The 17886-nt window shown below is 57.2% G+C and carries 18 protein-coding genes; 12 read left to right on the top strand and 6 right to left on the bottom strand.

Translation table 11 applies throughout. The features are described from left to right. Positions 1 to 315: 315 nt before the first annotated feature. Positions 316 to 1236 (bottom strand): LysR family transcriptional regulator, encoded by a 921-nt coding sequence (locus ACSOSI_RS20965; RefSeq protein ID WP_218217311.1) that lies wholly within the window; start codon positions 1234 to 1236, stop codon positions 316 to 318. A 153-nt stretch (positions 1237 to 1389) separates the two neighbouring features. On the opposite strand from ACSOSI_RS20965, the gene ACSOSI_RS20960 reads away from it, so the two are divergent. From ACSOSI_RS20960 to ACSOSI_RS20950, 3 genes are all read left to right on the top strand, one after another. After that, positions 1390 to 3042: a multidrug ABC transporter permease/ATP-binding protein gene (locus ACSOSI_RS20960; RefSeq protein WP_476706078.1), complete on the top strand. Its 1653-nt coding sequence runs from the start codon at positions 1390 to 1392 to the stop codon at positions 3040 to 3042. Positions 3043 to 3444: 402 nt separating this feature from the next. Next, positions 3445 to 3558, top strand: a complete 114-nt coding sequence (locus tag ACSOSI_RS20955) for a YmiA family putative membrane protein (protein ID WP_017893837.1) — start codon at positions 3445 to 3447, stop codon at positions 3556 to 3558. Positions 3559 to 3569: 11 nt separating this feature from the next. After that, positions 3570 to 3743: a hypothetical protein gene (locus ACSOSI_RS20950; RefSeq protein WP_017893836.1), complete on the top strand. Its 174-nt coding sequence runs from the start codon at positions 3570 to 3572 to the stop codon at positions 3741 to 3743. Here ACSOSI_RS20950 and ACSOSI_RS20945 read toward each other — a convergent pair. Next, a complete protein-coding gene (locus ACSOSI_RS20945; protein WP_476706077.1) occupies positions 3733 to 4953 on the bottom strand; it encodes a CynX/NimT family MFS transporter in 1221 nt (406 codons plus the stop codon). The genes ACSOSI_RS20950 and ACSOSI_RS20945 overlap by 11 nt on opposite strands. 513 nt (positions 4954 to 5466) lie before the next feature. On the opposite strand from ACSOSI_RS20945, the gene agaR reads away from it, so the two are divergent. The 6 genes from agaR to agaF are packed head-to-tail and all read left to right on the top strand — an operon-like array spanning position 5467 to position 10147. After that, positions 5467 to 6240 carry a transcriptional repressor AgaR gene (agaR, locus tag ACSOSI_RS20940; protein ID WP_012146552.1) on the top strand — a complete coding sequence of 258 codons (774 nt, stop codon included), beginning with the start codon at positions 5467 to 5469 and terminating at the stop codon, positions 6238 to 6240. Between the two features lie 23 nt (positions 6241 to 6263). Continuing rightward, a complete protein-coding gene (locus ACSOSI_RS20935) occupies positions 6264 to 7547 on the top strand; it encodes a D-tagatose-bisphosphate aldolase, class II, non-catalytic subunit (protein ID WP_476706076.1) in 1284 nt (427 codons plus the stop codon). Between the two features lies 1 nt (position 7548). After that, on the top strand, positions 7549 to 8025 hold the full coding sequence (agaV, locus tag ACSOSI_RS20930) for a PTS N-acetylgalactosamine transporter subunit IIB (RefSeq protein WP_476706075.1): 477 nt from the start codon (positions 7549 to 7551) through the stop codon (positions 8023 to 8025). Positions 8026 to 8039: 14 nt separating this feature from the next. Further along, positions 8040 to 8819, top strand: a complete 780-nt coding sequence (gene agaW / locus ACSOSI_RS20925; RefSeq protein ID WP_012146549.1) for a PTS N-acetylgalactosamine transporter subunit IIC — start codon at positions 8040 to 8042, stop codon at positions 8817 to 8819. Further along, a complete protein-coding gene (locus ACSOSI_RS20920; RefSeq protein ID WP_012146548.1) occupies positions 8809 to 9702 on the top strand; it encodes a PTS system mannose/fructose/sorbose family transporter subunit IID in 894 nt (297 codons plus the stop codon). The genes agaW and ACSOSI_RS20920 overlap by 11 nt, the downstream gene beginning before the upstream one ends. A gap of 10 nt (positions 9703 to 9712) precedes the next feature. Continuing rightward, positions 9713 to 10147 carry a PTS galactosamine/N-acetylgalactosamine transporter subunit IIA gene (gene agaF, locus ACSOSI_RS20915; RefSeq protein WP_261132499.1) on the top strand — a complete coding sequence of 145 codons (435 nt, stop codon included), beginning with the start codon at positions 9713 to 9715 and terminating at the stop codon, positions 10145 to 10147. Positions 10148 to 10187: 40 nt separating this feature from the next. On the opposite strand, the gene ACSOSI_RS20910 is transcribed toward agaF, so the two are convergent. Further along, positions 10188 to 11924 carry an ABC transporter ATP-binding protein/permease gene (locus ACSOSI_RS20910; RefSeq protein ID WP_476706074.1) on the bottom strand — a complete coding sequence of 579 codons (1737 nt, stop codon included), beginning with the start codon at positions 11922 to 11924 and terminating at the stop codon, positions 10188 to 10190. Positions 11925 to 12115: 191 nt separating this feature from the next. On the opposite strand from ACSOSI_RS20910, the gene ACSOSI_RS20905 reads away from it, so the two are divergent. Beyond that, positions 12116 to 12823, top strand: a complete 708-nt coding sequence (locus ACSOSI_RS20905; RefSeq protein WP_476706073.1) for a tetratricopeptide repeat protein — start codon at positions 12116 to 12118, stop codon at positions 12821 to 12823. Between the two features lie 49 nt (positions 12824 to 12872). Here ACSOSI_RS20905 and ACSOSI_RS20900 read toward each other — a convergent pair whose 3' ends face one another. After that, positions 12873 to 13523, bottom strand: coding sequence for a DsbA family protein (locus ACSOSI_RS20900; RefSeq protein WP_261277313.1), 651 nt, complete (start codon positions 13521 to 13523; stop codon positions 12873 to 12875). Positions 13524 to 13598: 75 nt separating this feature from the next. Next, positions 13599 to 14483, bottom strand: coding sequence for an MBL fold metallo-hydrolase (locus tag ACSOSI_RS20895; RefSeq protein WP_017893827.1), 885 nt, complete (start codon positions 14481 to 14483; stop codon positions 13599 to 13601). A 109-nt stretch (positions 14484 to 14592) separates the two neighbouring features. Between ACSOSI_RS20895 and ACSOSI_RS20890 the strand changes: the two genes are divergently transcribed. Beyond that, positions 14593 to 15501, top strand: a complete 909-nt coding sequence (locus tag ACSOSI_RS20890) for a LysR family transcriptional regulator (RefSeq protein WP_012146542.1) — start codon at positions 14593 to 14595, stop codon at positions 15499 to 15501. A 315-nt stretch (positions 15502 to 15816) separates the two neighbouring features. Then, positions 15817 to 16971: an MFS transporter gene (locus ACSOSI_RS20885; RefSeq protein WP_259191569.1), complete on the top strand. Its 1155-nt coding sequence runs from the start codon at positions 15817 to 15819 to the stop codon at positions 16969 to 16971. On the opposite strand, the gene ACSOSI_RS20880 is transcribed toward ACSOSI_RS20885, so the two are convergent. Then, a complete protein-coding gene (locus ACSOSI_RS20880) occupies positions 16961 to 17884 on the bottom strand; it encodes a LysR family transcriptional regulator (RefSeq protein WP_012146540.1) in 924 nt (307 codons plus the stop codon). The genes ACSOSI_RS20885 and ACSOSI_RS20880 overlap by 11 nt on opposite strands. Positions 17885 to 17886: the final 2 nt, after the last annotated feature.

The following is a 17886-nucleotide window of genomic DNA, read 5'->3' as shown; positions in this document are numbered from 1 at the left end:
TTGTTATTTGTAGAGGTATGTAGCCGGAAGGTTAATTACCGCAACATTTTCATTCTAATCACAACGCTGGCTGATGTTCTATTCTGCAATTTTCCAGGATGGGGATGTGGGTCGGTATAGTGACTCTGCGGGATGATTTCTGATTATTGGGTTTGTTTTTATTTGATTTAAAATCAAGTGGATATAATTTTTTGTTGTGTGATGAATGTGCTGGGTCACATTGATTACACAATAATTACCAATAGATTATATTCAAAAATGGAGTAATCCCGTGGCTCGCTCACGAGCCAACGAAAAATAATTATGTGACTCACTTCAAAAATAGTGGCTGATATTCTGATAGGACGTAATGATATGTTCGATCAGCAGCCGGGTTTTTAACGGTAAATTGCGGGTATAAGGGTAAACCGCGTAAATACCTAATACCTTGCCACAGTGGCCGCTCAAAACCTCCACCATGCTACCTTCCTGTAAATCCTCGTACACCATGCAGCGTGGCACCATGGCAATGCCATAACCGGCGATCACCGCCTTGCGGATCGCCCGGGCGTTATTGGCGGACAGGTTGCCACTAACCTGCAGTTCATAAATCTTGTTGCTGCCCGGTTGCTTCATCAGCCAGTTGTCGGTGCCGCTTTCCTGATAGGTATAGGTCAGACAGTTATGCTCGAGCAGGTCGCCTGCTGACTGCGGCTCAGAATATTGTTGCAGATAGCTGGGCGAGCAAACGATCACCCAGCGGGAGTTCAGGATCGGACGGGCGATCAGGCTGGAATCCGGCAGGGTGCCGGTGCGGATAGCCAGATCTATCCCTTCGTTGACCAAATCGGCAAAGCGATTTTCCAGCCGCATTTCCACCTTCAGGTTCGGGTGAAGGGCACAAAATTCCGCCACGCTTTCACTTAACAACAATTCCCCTGAAATGGTTGGCACCGACATGCGGATGATGCCGGTCAGTTCATCGCTGTGTTCACTGATGACGTTCAGGGCTTCCTGAGTTTTTGCGCTGATTTCTTTGGCCTGACGGTACAGGCTTTGGCCGTTTTCGGTTAGCGTCAGGCTGCGGGTGGTGCGGTACAGCAGGCGTGCGCCGAGAGATTTCTCCAGGCGACCAATGCGCTTGCTGACCACCGAGCTGGTGATGCCGGCGGTTTCAGCGGCTTTGCTGAAAGAACCGCAGTCAACAATCAGGGCGAACAGGATCAGGTCGTTGGCGTATTCATGTGTGGGCAGCATCGGTGGGTGTTTTCCTCGTCCCGGAGTAACGGCCAGTGTAAATCCTCAGGTTCAGGAATCAATCGTTGGCGACAATATGAGAATTGTTATTGATATCACTTTTTGGCCGCTTACAATGCCTGCCATCTCAAGATTTCAGGCTAAGGGTTCTTCATGGAGTTGCTACGGGTGGTTTACCGCCAGTATCGCTGGCCGTTTCTGGCGGTAATGGCGTTGACCATGGCCAGTGCGGCGCTGGGCATAGGCATCATCGCCTTTATAAATTTGCGGCTGATGACGGTGGCGGGTAACCCGCTGGCCGTATTGCCTGAGTTCCTCGGGCTGCTGGCGTTGCTGATGGCGGTCACGCTGGGCTCGCAGCTGGCGCTGACCACGCTCGGCCATCATTTTGTGTTCCGACTGCGCGGCCAACTGGTGAAACAGATCCTGGATACCGATATCGAGCGGATAGAGCAACTGGGCAGCGCCTCACTGTTGGCGAGCCTGGCCAGTGATATACGAAATATCACCATTGCCTTTGTTCGCCTGCCGGAGCTGGTGCAAGGGGTGATACTGACGCTGGGGTCGGCAGCCTATCTGGGCTGGCTATCTCCGCAGATGCTGGCGGTCACCGCCGTTTGGGTCGCGGTGACGGTATTTGGCAGCGGCTGTCTGGTCTCGCGGGTGTATCGTCATTTGACCAGCGTGCGAGAGGCCGAAGAGCGCCTCTACGAACACTACCAGTCTGCGATTGACGGCCGTAAAGAGCTGGCATTGAACCGCGATCGTGCAAAAGCGCTGTACCAGCAGGCCTACCAGCCGGATGCCGAAGATTATCGACAGCACATTATCCGCGCCGATACCTACCATCTCAGTGCGGTGAACTGGTCGAATATCATGATGCTGGGGGCGATTGGTTTGGTGTTTTACATGGCCAACAGCCTGGGCTGGGCCGATACCACCGTCGCGGCAACCTACTCGCTGACGTTGTTGTTCCTGCGTACCCCGTTACTGCAGGCGGTGGGGGCATTCCCGACGCTGATCGGTGCCGAAGTTGCCTTCGGCAAGGTCAAAGCGCTGCGACTGGCCGATTATCAACCCGAGTTTCCTGCGGTGGCGGCCAAAGCCTGGCAAACCCTGGAGCTGCGCGATGTGATGTTCCACTATGGCGCTACGGAGCAAAAAGCGGGGTTCGCCGTTGGGCCGATCGACCTGAGGTTGCAACGTGGTGAACTGGTCTTCCTGATAGGCGGTAACGGCAGTGGGAAGTCGACGCTGGCGATGTTGCTGACCGGGTTATATCAGCCGGTCAGTGGACAAATCTTGCTGGATGGCGTGCCACAGACTCCGAACGATATGTCTGACTATCGTCGTTTGTTCTCCGCCATTTTCACCGACTTTCATCCGTTCCACCATTTGCAGGGGCCTGAAGGCGAACAGCCGGATGCCGAACTGGTGGAAAGCTGGCTTAACCGTTTGAACATGAAAAGCAAATTGCAATTCGACGGCCTGCGGGTAACTAATCCACAGTTGTCGCAGGGGCAGCGCAAGCGTCTGGCGCTGCTGCTGGCAGTGGCGGAGAAGCGGGATATTTTGCTATTGGACGAATGGGCGGCGGATCAGGATCCGCAATTTCGCCGAATATTCTATCGTGAACTGCTACCGCAGTTACGCACTTTGGGCAAAACGGTGTTTGCCATCAGCCATGACGATCATTACTTCGAACATGCCGATCGGCTGCTGCAAATGCGTGACGGGCGCCTCAGCGAGTTGACCGGCAGCGAACGTGAACGTGCCAGCAAGGACTCGGTTTCGCAGATTGACTGAAATTAATATCACCCGGCCTGCACTATTGGGCTGGGTTATCCATTCTTCTCGCATGGCGCTATCCGCTAAAATCAGTATATCCCCGCGTTTCAGAGTCACTCCCCAGCCTAAATTGTCGCCAATTTAACTTAAGTTGTGCTGATTAATTGTGTTTTGATTTATTGAATAGTGGTTTAATTTTGATCTATCTGCTTGTGCCACACTGCGGCTTGTCGATTAATCCACCCCAAATCTGGCGCCAATGACCTGACTAATCCTGTTGTCTTTCTGCCGCATACCTGACTTCAGGTACATGAGTAGCAGATATTTTTTAAATTTCTATAGGAACAAACTTCTTTATTGATCGTTTAAATAGATCAATAATTGCATTTTGATTAGTTTAATCTATTAGATGAGGCGGCTGTGATAAGCAAGGATGACGCGGATATCAAACGTAAAGCTTGGCTGTGCGTATTTATCGGCTGCGGGGTGTTTTGGCTGGCCGTTGCCGCCGTGATTTATTGGCTGCTTATTTAGGAAACAAATCGATGGACAAAAAGCGCGTAAAGAAGAAAGGGGGCGCCCGGGATGACAGCCCGGTCAAGATCCCCCCTTTATGGCAGTTGACCCAACAACAACGGGATTTTATCAACGATCTCTGGCAGGACGATGCCACGGAACCCGTACCGAAACCGGCCACCCGGCCCGGCGTTAACGAATAACCCTATTGCGCCCGGCCAATATGCCGAACAGCATCTGCAGCAGCGTCAGGCCCAGCAGAATGCTCAGCGGCAACTGCCAGCCCTGAGTCAGGTCATGTAACAGACCGAACAGCGTCGGCCCCAGCGCGGCCAGTAAATAGCCTACCGATTGCGCCATGCCTGACAGTTGCGTGGCCTGGTGATGATGGCTGCTGCGCAGGCCAAAGAACGACAGCGCCAGTACCAAAGAACTTCCCGCCCCCAGACCGGCAAAAATCAACCAAATCAGAGAATAGGTTGGCAGCAGCAGTAGCCCGGCGACGCCGATAAAAATCAGCAGTGAACTGCACAGCGCAATAGCCTGCTGATCGCGTGCGCGCGGCAGAATAAACACCATCACAAAGTTAGCGGCGATGGCCACCACCTGATAGATAAACAGCTCAAACCCCGCCTGCTGCGGCGAGGTGCCATGGCTGGCGGCGAAGGCGCTAAACCAGCCGATAATGGTATAGAAGGTGATGGACTGCAGGCCCATAAACAGCGCCACCTGCCATCCGAGCGCACTGCCCCAGGGGGAGCGGGGCGGCGCCGGCTGAACCGCCGGGGCATCGGCAGTCACCGAAGTCGCTGGACGGCGCAGCTGCGGCAGCCAGACAATCAGCGCCAACAGGGCAGGCAGGCTCCAGCACAGCAGGGAAAAACGCCAACCGAGACCATTCAACCCCGCCAGCGGCACCGCCAGACCCGAAGCGGTTGCGGCCACCAGTGACATCACCGCCGCGTAACCGGCAATCATGGCGGCGGCACGGCCTGGAAAGTCGCGTTTCACCAGCGTCGGCAGGACCACGTTGGCAAATGCGATGGCAGCGCCGATCAGGATAGTGCCCAGCCATAACATGCCGGGTTGCGGCAGGGAACGCAGTGCGATGCCGAAAACCAGCAACAACAGTGCCATACCCAGCGTGCGTTCAATCCCCAGGCGTTTGGCCAGGCCAGGAGTCACTGGTGACAGCACGGCAAACAGGATCAACGGCAATGAATTAAGCAGGCCGGCCGCGGTGGCGGACAGCAACAACTGTTGCTGGATCTGTTCCAGTAATGGTCCGACGCTGGTGAGCGCGGCGCGCAGGTTGGCCGCGACCAGCATAATGCCGGTGACCAGTAATAATGGGTGGCGTAAACGGCTGCGTTTTAGGGGAGCAGACGTTGGGGGTAAGACAGATTGGGGCATCAGTTCCTCGCACCAGGGCAGGCAGTCAATCAATACTGCATGGCATGATGCGTTGATTGACGTTAACGCTTACGCATTGGCAGCGGCCAATGTCTGCGCGCAAGTGTAGGGAAGAACCCCTGACCTGACAAGGGGCTGGTTTTGCGATGTATGCGCCATTCCGGCGTCTGCGACGCAATGCCGGGAGGGGATAATTGCTGTTATGTGATCCCGATCACCTGATGAACTAAAAGTCAGCCAGCCAGGCCGCTGCACCCCCTCTTTCGTTTTCTGCTGCGCATTGGACTCCTCACCCCGGCAGCCGCGCCCACGCAGAGATTTCACTTTACCTTTCACTGGCCATTAATATTTTCACTTCATTTCGATTCGAAAGGTTTTTAGCCTCTTTTTCTGCTAAAACAGCGCTGTAACCCCGATCACAATTTCATTGCTTTCGCTTTGCTGTAATGCCAGCGCAGTAGAGCGAAAGCCATCTTCTCCCCGGCCCGGCCGGAAACCTGAGGACCGCAGCTCATGCCAGTGAATACCGCAAAGCGACGTGAACACATTATCGACTTGTTATGCGAGCACGGCAGCGTGCGCGTGGAGCAGCTCAGCAAACAGTTTGCAGTATCCACGGTGACGATCCGCAACGATCTGCGCTTTCTGGAACGAAAAGGGTGTGCGCTGCGGGCTTATGGCGGCGCGATGCTCAATCAGCAATTCGCCTTCGATCGCCCGTTGCATGACAAAGGGCGGTTAAACCGCGACGTGAAGTCGCAGATCGCAAGCGTAGCTGCCAGCTATGTGCGCGATGGTGACGCGCTGATCCTCGATTCCGGTTCCACCACTACCCAGATAGTGCCGTTCCTCAAAGGGCGACGTGACCTGGTGGTGATGACCAATGCGCTGAACATTGCCTATGAGCTTTCAGGTAACGATGGGGTGGAGGTGATGGTGCTGGGCGGCAGCGTGCGCCGTAACTCCTACTCGCTCTACGGTCCGGCTGCCGAGCAGCAATTGCGCCAGTACCGCTTCGACAAACTGTTTTTGGGTGTCGACGGTTTCGATCTGGTTGCCGGCATCACCACGCCTCACCCCGGTGAGGCCCACCTCAATCGCGTGATGTGCGAGGTGGCGCGCGAGATTATCGCCGTGGCGGATGCCAGCAAGTTTGGTCGCAAGAGCTTTTGCATGATTCGCGAAGCCGGACAAATTCATCGGCTGATTACCGACAGCCTTCTTCCGGACGATTACGAGCGGGCGTTAACCGAGTTGGGCGTGGAGGTTGTCATCGCTGACCGGTAGTACGGCGCCTGCGTGGGGGTTTCATGCAGCAGTTGTTACAGCTTGTTGAGCAGCACAAGGCCGGAAAACCGGTTGGGGTATTTTCCGTTTGTTCCGCTCACCCCTGGGTGCTGAAAGCGGCCCTGCGACAGGCCAAAGCGCGTGGTACACCGGTGCTGGTTGAGGCCACCTCGAATCAGGTCAATCAGTTTGGTGGTTACACCGGCCAGACGGCGCAGCAGTTCCGTGATGCGTTGTGGCAACTGGCGGATGAAGTGGGGTTGGCGCGGGATCGTCTGTGGCTGGGGGGCGATCATCTCGGCCCCAATGCCTGGCAGGATCGACCGGCGGAAGAGGCGATGCAACTGGCGGAAACGCTGATCGACGATTATGTGCGCGCGGGTTTTCGCAAAATACACCTCGATTGCTCCATGTCCTGCGTTGGCGATCCTTTCCCGCTCAATGATGAAACCGTGGCCGTTCGTGCCGCCCGGTTATGTAGCGTCGCGGAACGCGCCTGGCAGCAAAGCGGCGGCGAGCCACCGGTGTATGTCATAGGTACCGAAGTGCCGGTGCCGGGCGGCGCGCAGGAGGCGCTGGAAGGCATGCAGGTCACCACGCCACAGGCGGTCCAGCAAACGCTTGAGGTACATCGCCTGGCCTGGCAACGGGCGGAGCTGGTCGACGCCTGGAGGCGAACCATTGCGCTGGTGGTGCAACCGGGCGTGGAGTTTGATCATCACAGCGTAGAACACTACCAGCCACAGCGGGCTCATGAGCTGAGTCGTTTTATCGAACGGCAGCCGGGCATGGTCTACGAGGCGCATTCAACGGACTACCAACCCCCGCAGGCCTATCGGCAACTGGTGGGCGATCATTTCGCCATCCTGAAAGTCGGCCCGGCGCTGACCTTTGCCCTGCGTGAGGCGCTGTTCGCCCTGGATCATATTGAACGTGAATGGCTGGGTGAGCATCAGTCGGCACAGCTGTGCGCCACGCTGGAACAGGTGATGCGCGAGCAGCCGCAACAGTGGAGCCGCTATTACCACGGCAACCCGCATCAACAGTATCTGGATCGCCACTACAGCCTGAGCGACCGGGTGCGTTACTACTGGCCGCAGCCGCAGGTTCAGCAGGCGGTAGAAGGTCTGATCGACAACCTGCGCCGCAATCCGGTACCGCTGGCGCTGTTAAGCCAGTATCTGCCCGAGCAAGCCCGCGCGATGAATGCCGGCGAACTGAGCGAGGATCCGCAGGACTGGGTGATGCACAAGGTGACGCAGGTGCTCAATGATTATCACGCCGCCTGCTACCCGGAGGTGCACTGAAATGCCGAATATCCTGATGACCCGCATTGATAACCGACTAGTACATGGCCAGGTCGGCGTTACCTGGACCAACACCCTGGGGGCCAATCTGGTGGTGGTGGCCAACGATGAAGCGGCAGCCGATCCGGTGCAGCAGAACCTGATGGACATGGTGGTGGCGGAGGGGGTGCAGACGCGTTACTTCACGCTGCAGAAAACCATCGACGTGATCCACAAGGCGGCGGATCGCCAGAAGATCTTTTTAGTGTGCAAAACGCCGCAGGATGTTTTGCGGCTGGTACAGGGCGGAGTACCGATCCGTTTCGTCAACGTCGGCAATATGCATTTCGCCGAGGGCAAGCGGCAGGTGCATAAAACGGTCTCGCTGGATGAGGGTGACGTGGCCGCCTTTCGCGAACTGGCGGCGCTGGGCGTCGAGTGTGAGGTGCGTCGGGTGCCGGATGAAGCGGGTGAGTCTGTCGGCAAACTGCTGTTTTGAGTTTGGGGGAAATCATGTTGACTGATGCGTTATTGATTGCACTGCTGGCCGGATTGGCGGGGGTTGACCTGTTCGACGGCCTGACCCACTTCCACCGTCCTGTGGTTCTGGGGCCGCTGGTCGGCCTGATCCTCGGGGATGTCTACACCGGCTTGCTGGTCGGTGGCACGCTGGAACTGGTGTGGATGGGCATGGTGCCGCTGGCTGGGGCTCAGCCGCCGAACGTGGTGATCGGCGGGGTGATTGGCACGGCGTTCGCCATTCTGACCAAAGCCGATCCCAAGGTGGCGATTGGCGTTGCGGTGCCGTTTTCGATTGCGGTGCAGGGCTGTATCACGCTGCTGTTCACCCTGTTTTCACCGATGATGCATCGCTGCGATCGCATGGTGAAAGAACTGAACTGGCGCGGTATTGAACGGGTGAACTATCTCGGTATCACCATCCTGTTCGCGTTCTATTTTGTGGTGGCGTTTCTGCCGATTTATTTCGGTGCCGACGCGGCCAGCGCCATGGTGCAAAAGGCCCCGGTCTGGCTGTTGGACGGCCTGGCGGTGGCGGGTGGCATGATGCCGGCGATTGGTTTCTCACTGCTGATGAAAGTGATGATGAAAAAAACCTATGTGGCCTATTTCATCCTCGGTTTTATTTCCGTCACCTTCCTGAAACTGCCGATACTGGCCGTGGCGCTGGGCGCGCTGGCGATCGCCCTGATCGACTTCTTTAACAGTCAACGGGCCGCTGCCGACCCGCTCAAACAACCTGTACCCCAGGAGGATGCTGAAGATGGCATTTAATGATTCTGACGATCTGCTGGCGCAAAAAGCGGAAAAACGTATGGCGCAGGCGCTGGCCACCAGTCAGGTGGAGCAGGACGACTACGTCGATAGCCAGCCCGCCGAGGCTCTGACCCGCGGCGATATCAACCGGATGGCCTGGCGCTCGTTGCTGTTGCAGGCGTCGTTCAACTATGAGCGTATGCAGGCCGGTGGCTGGCTGTATCAGTTGATCCCGGCATTGCGCAAGATCCACCGCAATCCGCAGGATCTGTCCAACTCGATGAAAATGCACATGGAGTTTATCAATGTGCATCCTTTTGACGTCACCTTCCTTTCCGGGTTGGTGCTGGCGATGGAGCAAAACAAAGAGAAGATCTCCACCATCCGTGCGGTAAAAGTGGCGCTGATGGGGCCGCTGGGCGGTATTGGCGATGCGCTGTTCTGGCTGACGCTGCTGCCGATCTGCGCCGGGATTGGTGCCTCGCTGGCGCTGGAGGGCAGCCTGTTTGGGCCGATCGTCTTCCTGCTGCTGTTTAACGTCTTTCACTTCGGGCTGCGCTTCGGGCTGGCTCACTACGGTTATCAGGCCGGAACCAGCGCGTTGGCGCTGCTGAAAACCCATACCCGACGAATATCCCACGCCGCCTCGATTGTCGGCATGACGGTGATCGGCGCACTGGTGGCTTCGTATGTTCATCTTTCTACCCCGCTGGTGATGCATGCCGGCAAAGCCAGCGTGGCGCTACAGACCGATGTGCTGGACAAGCTGATGCCCAACCTGCTGCCACTGTGTTTTACGCTACTGATTTTCTTCCTGATGAAGCGCGGCTTCTCACCGGTGAAGCTGATCGGTGTGACGGTGGTGATTGGCGTGGTGGGCAAGTTTATCGGTTTATTGTGAGGAGCGGTTTATGCCAGGCATTGTGATTACCGGTCACGGCGGTTTCGCCAGTGGGCTGTTGCAGGCGGTTGAGCAGGTGGTGGGGCCGCAGCCGTACTGCGTTGCGGTCAATTTTCCCGAGCAGATGAGTACCGCCGAGTTAAAAGCGGCGTTGATCTTGGCGTTGGCCGAAGTGGCACAGCCGGACGGCGTGGTGTTTCTCACCGATATGCTCGGCGGTTCGCCGTTTCGCTGTGCCAGCGAACTGGCGGATACGCACGGGGATTGTGAGGTGCTGACCGGGGTGAATATGCAGTTGGCGGCGGAAATGATGCTGGAAAGGGACGGGCTGAGCCTGGACGAATTCCGCGAAGTGGCGCTGGCGTGCGGCAAGCGCGGGTTGACCAGCCTGTGGCACGAAAGACGCCGGGTAAAATGTGAGGACGTACAGACCGACGGCATTTGAGGGAAGCCGGGTACCGCTCCAGTGAGCGGCACCCGGTTGATTAGCCGACGACCGGCAGCGGGCTAAGCGCCATGCGGGCCGGTTGATTCTCCTCCGGGCGGCTAAAGCGCCAGCAGCTCTGGTGGTATTTCGCCACGCTGTTGCGGTGCGCCACGCTGACCAACGTCACCTGCGGCAGTTCATCCACCAACAGGCAATACATCAACTGCTCGGTTTCATCGTCCAGCGCGCTGGTGGCCTCGTCGAGGAACAGAATATCCGGTCGGGTCAGAATCGCACGGGCGAATGCCATCCGCTGTTGCTCGCCTGGCGACAGGCGGTGGCTCCAGTTGGCGCTGGTGTCCAGCCAGCGTTGCAGATGCTTCAGACGGCAATTTTCCAGCACTCTCAGCAGTTGTTCATCACTGTATTCGGCCGCGAGATGCGGATAACTGAGCGCCTCGCGCAGCGTGCCGATGGGAATATAGCTGCGTTGTGGCAGGAATAAGGCGCTGCTGGCCGCGTCGCGGCCAATGGTGCCGGAACCGTAGGGCCAGATCCCGGCGATAGCACGCAGCAGCGTGGATTTACCGCAGCCCGAAGGGCCGACGACCAGCACTTTCTCACCGCGTTTCAGCGTCATCGACGTTGAGCCCAGCAAACTTTGACCGTCCGGCAGTTGCAGGCTGAGACGATCGAGGATCAGCGGTTGGTCGTTCTCCGCTTGCAGTTGAATGCCGCGTTGCTGATGGTGTACCTGATCCACGGCGGCGTTAAAACCGGCCAGGCGGTTAACGCAGGCTTTCCAGGTCGCCAGATCGCTAAAGGCATCGATAAACCATGACAGTGCCCCCTGTACCTGGCCAAAGGCGGAGGCGATCTGCATCATGCCGCCCATCTGGATAGCGCCGGAGAAGTAACGTGGTGCCGCCACCAACAGCGGGAAAACAATGGCAAACTGGCTGTAAAAGTTAGAGGCGATGTTCAGCCGGCGGGTGATGCGCATGATTGACCACCAGTTGGTGCGGATGCTGTCAAAGCGGTCACCCAACTGTTGCGCTTCGCGCGGTTCGCCGTGATAAAGCGCGATGGCATCGTTGTTTTCCCGGATACGGATCAGCCCAAAACGGAAGTTTGCCTCATAGCGCTCCTGATTAAAGCCGAGCTGGACCAGCGGTTTGCCGACCCACCAAATCAACAGCGAACCCAGCACCGCGTACAGCAGGGCGAACCACACCATGTAGCCGGGCAGGGTGATGGCATGCTGATGGATAACAAAGGTCATTGGCCCGCTGACGTGCCAGAGAATGGTGATAAAGGAAAACAGCGTCACCAGGCTGGAGAGCAGCCCGAGCGACAGCGACAGCGTGTACTGGGTCAGTACATTGAGATCTTCGGCAATACGCTGGTCCGGGTTATCGACGATCTGTTGCTGTTCGGTATGGTAATAGGCCTGATGCGCCAGCCATTTACCCATAAATTTTTCCGTCATCCAGCGCCGCCAGCGCATCTGCAGGCCCTGCGTCAGGTAAATCTTATACACCGCGAGCACGATAAAGATCAGCGCCAGATAGGTAAAGCGCCACAGTTGCGCCTTGAATACCGGATAGTTTTTGTTTTGCAGCGCGTCGTAAAACACCTGGTTCCACTCATTGATCTGTACGCTGATGTACACCAGCCCGAGCGACAAAGCGACAATGGCGATCAGCATCGACCAGGCCCGCAGCTTTTCTTCCGAAACCCAGAAGGGTTTAATCAATTGCCAGACGGCGTGTTTGGGGGTTGGGGTTGCGTTCATGAGGTCTCGTTAATTCTGCATTTTTTTCAGCATGGGCCGCAGGCAAGTAACAAACAAACCGGGACTGTAAGCAGTTTTAACGCGGCTAACCTTTTGAAATATTGTGATTGAATCGTCAGAGGTGAAGCCGGGAGGGATGGCGGTTATACTGGCGCCGAAATTTGGCTTGTTTACTGCGGAAAGGATGAGTGATGAAGGCGTGGGTTCCCCTGCTGTTGGCCTATGGTGCGCTCACCAGCGGCCAGGCGACGGCACAGATTGATGAGCCGGATATTGATGCCGATTGTCACAAGGTGGCGAGCTATGCCGAGCTGGGGAAAAGTGCCTACCAGCGCGGTGATTACCCACGCGCAGCCGACGTTTTCCGCGATCAGGCCGCCTGGAGTGAGTTCTGCGGTCTCGACAATCAGGCGACCGCCACTGCTTACAACAATGTGGCGCTGGCGCTGATGCATGCCGGTGAACTGCTCAAGGCACGCGCCTATCTGGAACTGGCGCCGCAGGACAGTAAATCCCAACATAATTTAAAACTGCTGCAGCAGCGCCTGGCGAAGCAACCGCCGTCGAACGGACCGGGTGGCGTCTACTGGCAGTACGCCGGGCGCGGCGTGTGGAGCGAAGTGGAGGTCAAGCCACAGGACGGCCGCTGGCTGTTCAATTATTCCGGCTATTATATGCCGCAAATGGGGTTGTATTACGGCCCGAATATGGGCGAATTCGCCGAGGTGTTGCCGATTGAACAGGGCAAGGCGCTGTACCGTCAGCGGGAGCCGGAGGACGCGATGGCCTGTGATGTGACGATGCAATTCAGCGCGGATGCGCTGGAAATGCGCACCAAAGGCGACTGCGGTTTTGGTTTTAACGTGCGGGCGGAAGGGCGCTTCGTGCGGGTCGAATAATCAGCCCCGGACATTCAATATCCTGAATGTCCGGGCACTGTAACAGGCATTACGCCCAGGTAGTGGCACCGCTCAACAACTCTTTCCAGGCTTCAACATTCCCCAGATAGTTGCCCGCCGGGATCTGGCGCAGCTGGCCTTCACTGTCTTCAAGCGCAAAGGTCGGGAAGCCTTGTCCCTGAACTTTGGCAAGCATCGCCCGGCTTTGTGCGATGTGTTGCGCGGTCGGGGCACCGGCGTTAAAGCGCATCTCGGCGATGAACGGGGCAGAGGCCAGACCCAGCTCTTTCGCCAGGGCCTCCAGCACCGGCGTATCGGCGATGCGTCGACCTTCCTGATAATGTGCTTCCTGAATGCGATGCAGCATATCCAGCCCGCGTCCCGCCAGCGCTTGCGCCGCCAGTATCGCGGTAATCGGCGGTTCTGAGTCCATGATCGCCGTGGTATCACGCAGCAGGCCATTGAAATAGGCTTCGCCAAAGGTCTGTCCGGTTAACTCCGCAATACGTTTGTCGTGCGGGATAACATAATTACGCCATTCGTCCGTGATTTGGCGGCGGTTGTTGCCGGTCATCATGCCACCGGCGTGCAGGGCAATATTCAGCCCTGGAATGGTTTTGGCCGCCTTCACCAGTGGGGCTGCGCCATAGCACCAGCCACACAGCGGATCGAAAATGTAATGCAGAGTCGTGCCGGTCATATTTATTCCTCGTTATCCCCGCCCTCTTTCAAGGGCGGGTTGCAGTAACGCCGTAGTCTGTTTATTAAGGCGGGCTTATTGCGGCCACTTCATTTCGCCTTTCAGCACCTTGGCGCTCAGTTCCAGGCTCGATTCATCTTTCAGGTTCGGGTAATGCTTTTTCATTGCTGCCACCAGTGCAGCAGAATCTTTGGCTTTCGGCAGTTCAGCTTCCAGCGTGGTCAGGTAGTTCTGGGTAAAGGTCACGGATTTCAGCGTCTGGTCGGCACCCGGCAGGAAATGGCCAGGGACAACGACTTTCGGTTTCAGCGCCTTGATGCCTTCCAGCGTTTGCTGCCAGTGCGCGCGGGATTCAACGCTCTGGTTATCGGCGACCCACGGATGGATGTTGTCGCCCGCGACCGGAACACCGCCCACTACCGCTTTCAGCGCCGGGATCCACACATAGGTACGTTCTGGCGTTGGGCCGGTCAGGCCTTTCACTTCCACTTTCTGGCCGTCAACGGTGAAGCTGTCACCCTGCAACGCCTGTGGAACCACCACCGCTTTCGGTGCATTGTCTTTCAGGATCGGGCCCCAATAGGCGACTTTGCCGTCTTTGGTGGCGTTGATTTCTTCGATGGTGCCTGGGGACGCGATGATTTTCGCCTGTGGGAACGCGGCTTTAATCACGTCCAGACCAAAGTAGAAATCCGGATCTGAATGGCTGATGTAGACGGTGGTCAGTTTTTTGCCGGTGGCCTTGATCTTTTTCACCAGCTCTTCTGCGTCGTTGCGCTGGAACTGGGCGTCAATCAGCGCCACTTCGTGTTTACCGCTGATGATCTCAGAGGACACCGGGAACACGCTTTTCTCACCTGGGTTGTACACTTCCATGGTCAGAGTGTCGGCGGCGGTGGCGTAGGCGCTAAAGGTGGTGATGCCGGCGAAGGCCAGGGTCAGTAATGATTTGTTAAACATGGGCAGAGGTCCTTGGGTAGCGATTAAATGTTGTATAGATGTTAGGTTGCATAAAGCGATAGAAAAACCGGATAATGAGCAATTATTCATTGCGTAAATCGGACGAATCATGGATCGCATCACCGCAGCTGAGGTTTTTATCACCATCGTTGACCGTGGCAGCATGATTGCGGCGGCAGAAACGCTGGAAATGTCGCGAGCCATGGTGACGCGTTATCTGGCCCAGATGGAGCAATGGGCCGGGGCACGTTTGCTGCACCGTACTACCCGTAAGCTTAGTCTGACTGACGCCGGTGAGCGTACATTAGAGCGTTGCCGACAGATGCTGGCGCTGGCGGGGGAAATAGACCTGGTTGAAGGGGAACAGAGTGATGAACTACGCGGCCTGCTGCGGATCACCTGCTCGCAGTCGCTGGGCCAGACGGCGCTGGTGGGCGCGGTAGCGCAATATCTGAAGCGTCATCCGCAGGTGGCTGTGGATCTGCAAATGAATAATCGCGCAGTGAATCTGGTCGAAGAGCGTATCGATTTGGCGCTGCGAATTACCAATGAGCTGGATCCCAATCTGATCGCCCGCCCGCTCTCTTCCTGCGCCTCGGTGGTCTGCGCTGCACCGGCCTATCTGGCGGCGCATGGCACGCCGCGCCATCCGCAGGATCTGGCGCTGCACAACTGCCTGACTTACTCCTACTTCGGTAAAAGCCTGTGGCATTTTGACCACCAGGGGGTGAAGTCGGCAGTCGCGGTCAGCGGTAATCTGAGCGCCAACGAATCGGTGGTATTGATGGCGGGAACGGTGCAGGGGGCCGGGGTTTCCATGCAACCTTATTATTCGGCGGCACCGCTGCTGGCCAGTGGCGAACTGATTGAGCTGATGCCGGATTATCGGCCCCAGTCGATGGGCATTTATGGCATTTATACTTCGCGTCGGCAGATGCCGGCGACTCTGAGGACCATGTTGGACTTTTTAGTGGAGTGGTTTGCCACCGATGCCGGCTGGCGAGCGACGTTGCGCTGATATTATTAACGCCGCAGTAACATTTTCACACATTTTTCATCATTAGCGCATTCAAGCGGTTAGCGAGTTTACCGGGGCATTTTGTGCGCTGTCGCGGCTCTGTCACTGGTTAACTGATGGGGCGACGTGTAGTTTTTGTAGCGTGAGAAGAGTGAATAAGACTTAATAATTATAGGGTTAAATAGATATCCCGGCTCTTTGAACATCCTCTCTGACCTTTCCACGGGCAGTCTGTCAGGCTGGCCGATAATTTTGTGTTTTTTTACCAGCCTCGCGCGCCTGACGCCGGGGCTTTGTTGATTGGGAGCGTTTCGCATGCCTGTTTCTCTGCTCGCACTGGCATTAAGTGCATTTGCTATCGGCACCACCGAGTTCGTTATTATGGGGTTGCTGCCGGAGGTCGCGAGGGATCTGCAGGTCTCTATTCCTTCCGCCGGCTGGTTGATCAGCGGCTATGCCCTTGGGGTGGCTATCGGCGCACCGATCATGGCGCTGCTAACGGCGAAGCTGCCGCGCAAAAAGACTCTGCTGCTGCTGATGGTGATTTTCATCTTCGGCAATATTATGTGCGCGCTGAGTTACAGCTACGATTTCCTGATGCTGGCGCGCATTATCACCGCCCTGTGCCACGGAGCATTCTTCGGCATTGGCGCTGTAGTGGCGGCTAATCTGGTGGCACCCAACCGTCGGGCTTCCGCCGTGGCGTTGATGTTCACCGGTCTGACATTGGCCAACGTGCTGGGGGTGCCGATCGGCACTGCACTGGGGCAAGCATTGGGCTGGCGCTCAACCTTCTGGGCGGTGACGGTGATCGGCGTATTATCCCTGTTGGCGCTGTATAGCAAGCTGCCGACGGTCAGGGATGAACAACCGACCGACCTGAAAAAAGAGCTGACGGCACTGCGCGGCGGCGGCATCTGGCTTTCGCTGCTGATGACCGTGGCCTTTGCCGCATCGATGTTCGCACTGTTTACCTATATTGCCCCGCTGCTGACCGAAGTGACCGGGGTTTCGTCACATGGCGTGAGTTGGACGCTGTTGTTGATGGGGGTTGGCCTGACGCTGGGCAATATCCTTGGCGGCCGTCTGGCAGACTGGCGTTTGCCGCTGACCCTGACCTGTACTTTCCTGGTCATCGCCTGTTTCGCGGCGCTGTTCAGTTGGACCAGTCACTCAATGGTGCCGGCGGAAATCACCCTGTTCCTGTGGGCCGCCGCCGCGTTTGCCGCGGTGCCTGCATTGCAGATCAACGTGGTGACCTACGGTAAAAAGGCACCCAATCTGGTGTCTACGCTAAATATTGCTGCGTTTAACGTTGGCAATGCCATTGGTGCCTGGGTCGGTGGCGTGGTGATTGCGCAGGGGCTGGGCTTGACCAGCGTACCGCTGGCGGCCGCGGGGATCGCGCTGCTGGGGCTGCTGCTCTGCATAGTGACCTTCAGCCGCGCCAAGCGCCCGGCTAGCGTGTAATTACCGCAGCCAGGCGGGCGGGGAGTGTCTCCGCCTGCTGTTGCAAATGCTGAGTAAAGGCCGTGACCAGCGCCGACGATGGGCGATGCAGCGGCCGGATCAGACTGACGGTAAAGGGGACCTCAACGCTGAATGGCCGCACGTGGACGCCGCTGCCGGCGTAATCGAGCGCCGTCAGCGGGTTAACGATCGACACTCCCACTCCCGCTTTAACCATGGCGCAGACCGATGCGGCGCTATGGGTTTCCATCACCAAACGGCGGTTGACTCCTTCCTCACTGAACAACGAATCCAGTAGCTGGCGATAACTGTCTGTGTTCGACAGGCTGATAAAGTTTTGTCCGGCAAAGTCCTGCGGCGTCAACACCGTTTTCGCCAGCAGGGGATGCCCGGCCGGTAGCACGCACACCTCGTTCAAGGTCATCAGCGTCATGCGCTCGGTCCCCGCCGGGGTCAGGGTATTTTCTGTGAGTCCCAAATCGTGACGCTGCGCCGACAGCCACTCCTCCAGCAGCGGTGATTCCTGCGGTATTACGCTGAAACTCACTTCCGGATAGCGATCGATAAAAGGTTTGCACACCGCGGGCAGCAGTGATTGCGAGAACACCGGCAGGCAGGCAATCGACAGCTGTGCCTGCCGGAACTGGCGGATACTGGCGGCGGCGGCGGTGATACGATCCAGACCGTAGTAGGAGCGTTGCACCTCTTCCAATAGCCGCAGGCCTTGCACCGTTGGGGATAACCGGCCGCGAACCCGTTCGAATAATTGCAGCTGGATTAGCTTCTCAAAGCGCGCCAGCTCGCGGCTGACGGTGGGCTGCGAGGTTTGCAGCAGCGCGGCGGCTTCGGTCAGGTTGCCGGTGGTCATCACCGCATAGAAGATTTCAATCTGGCGTAGCGTTATCGCGTGCATCG

Source organism: Serratia sp. AR11 (assembly GCF_056376275.1).
The sequence above is the reverse complement of the archived record's forward strand: the minus strand, read 5'-3'. Positions and strand labels throughout refer to the sequence as shown.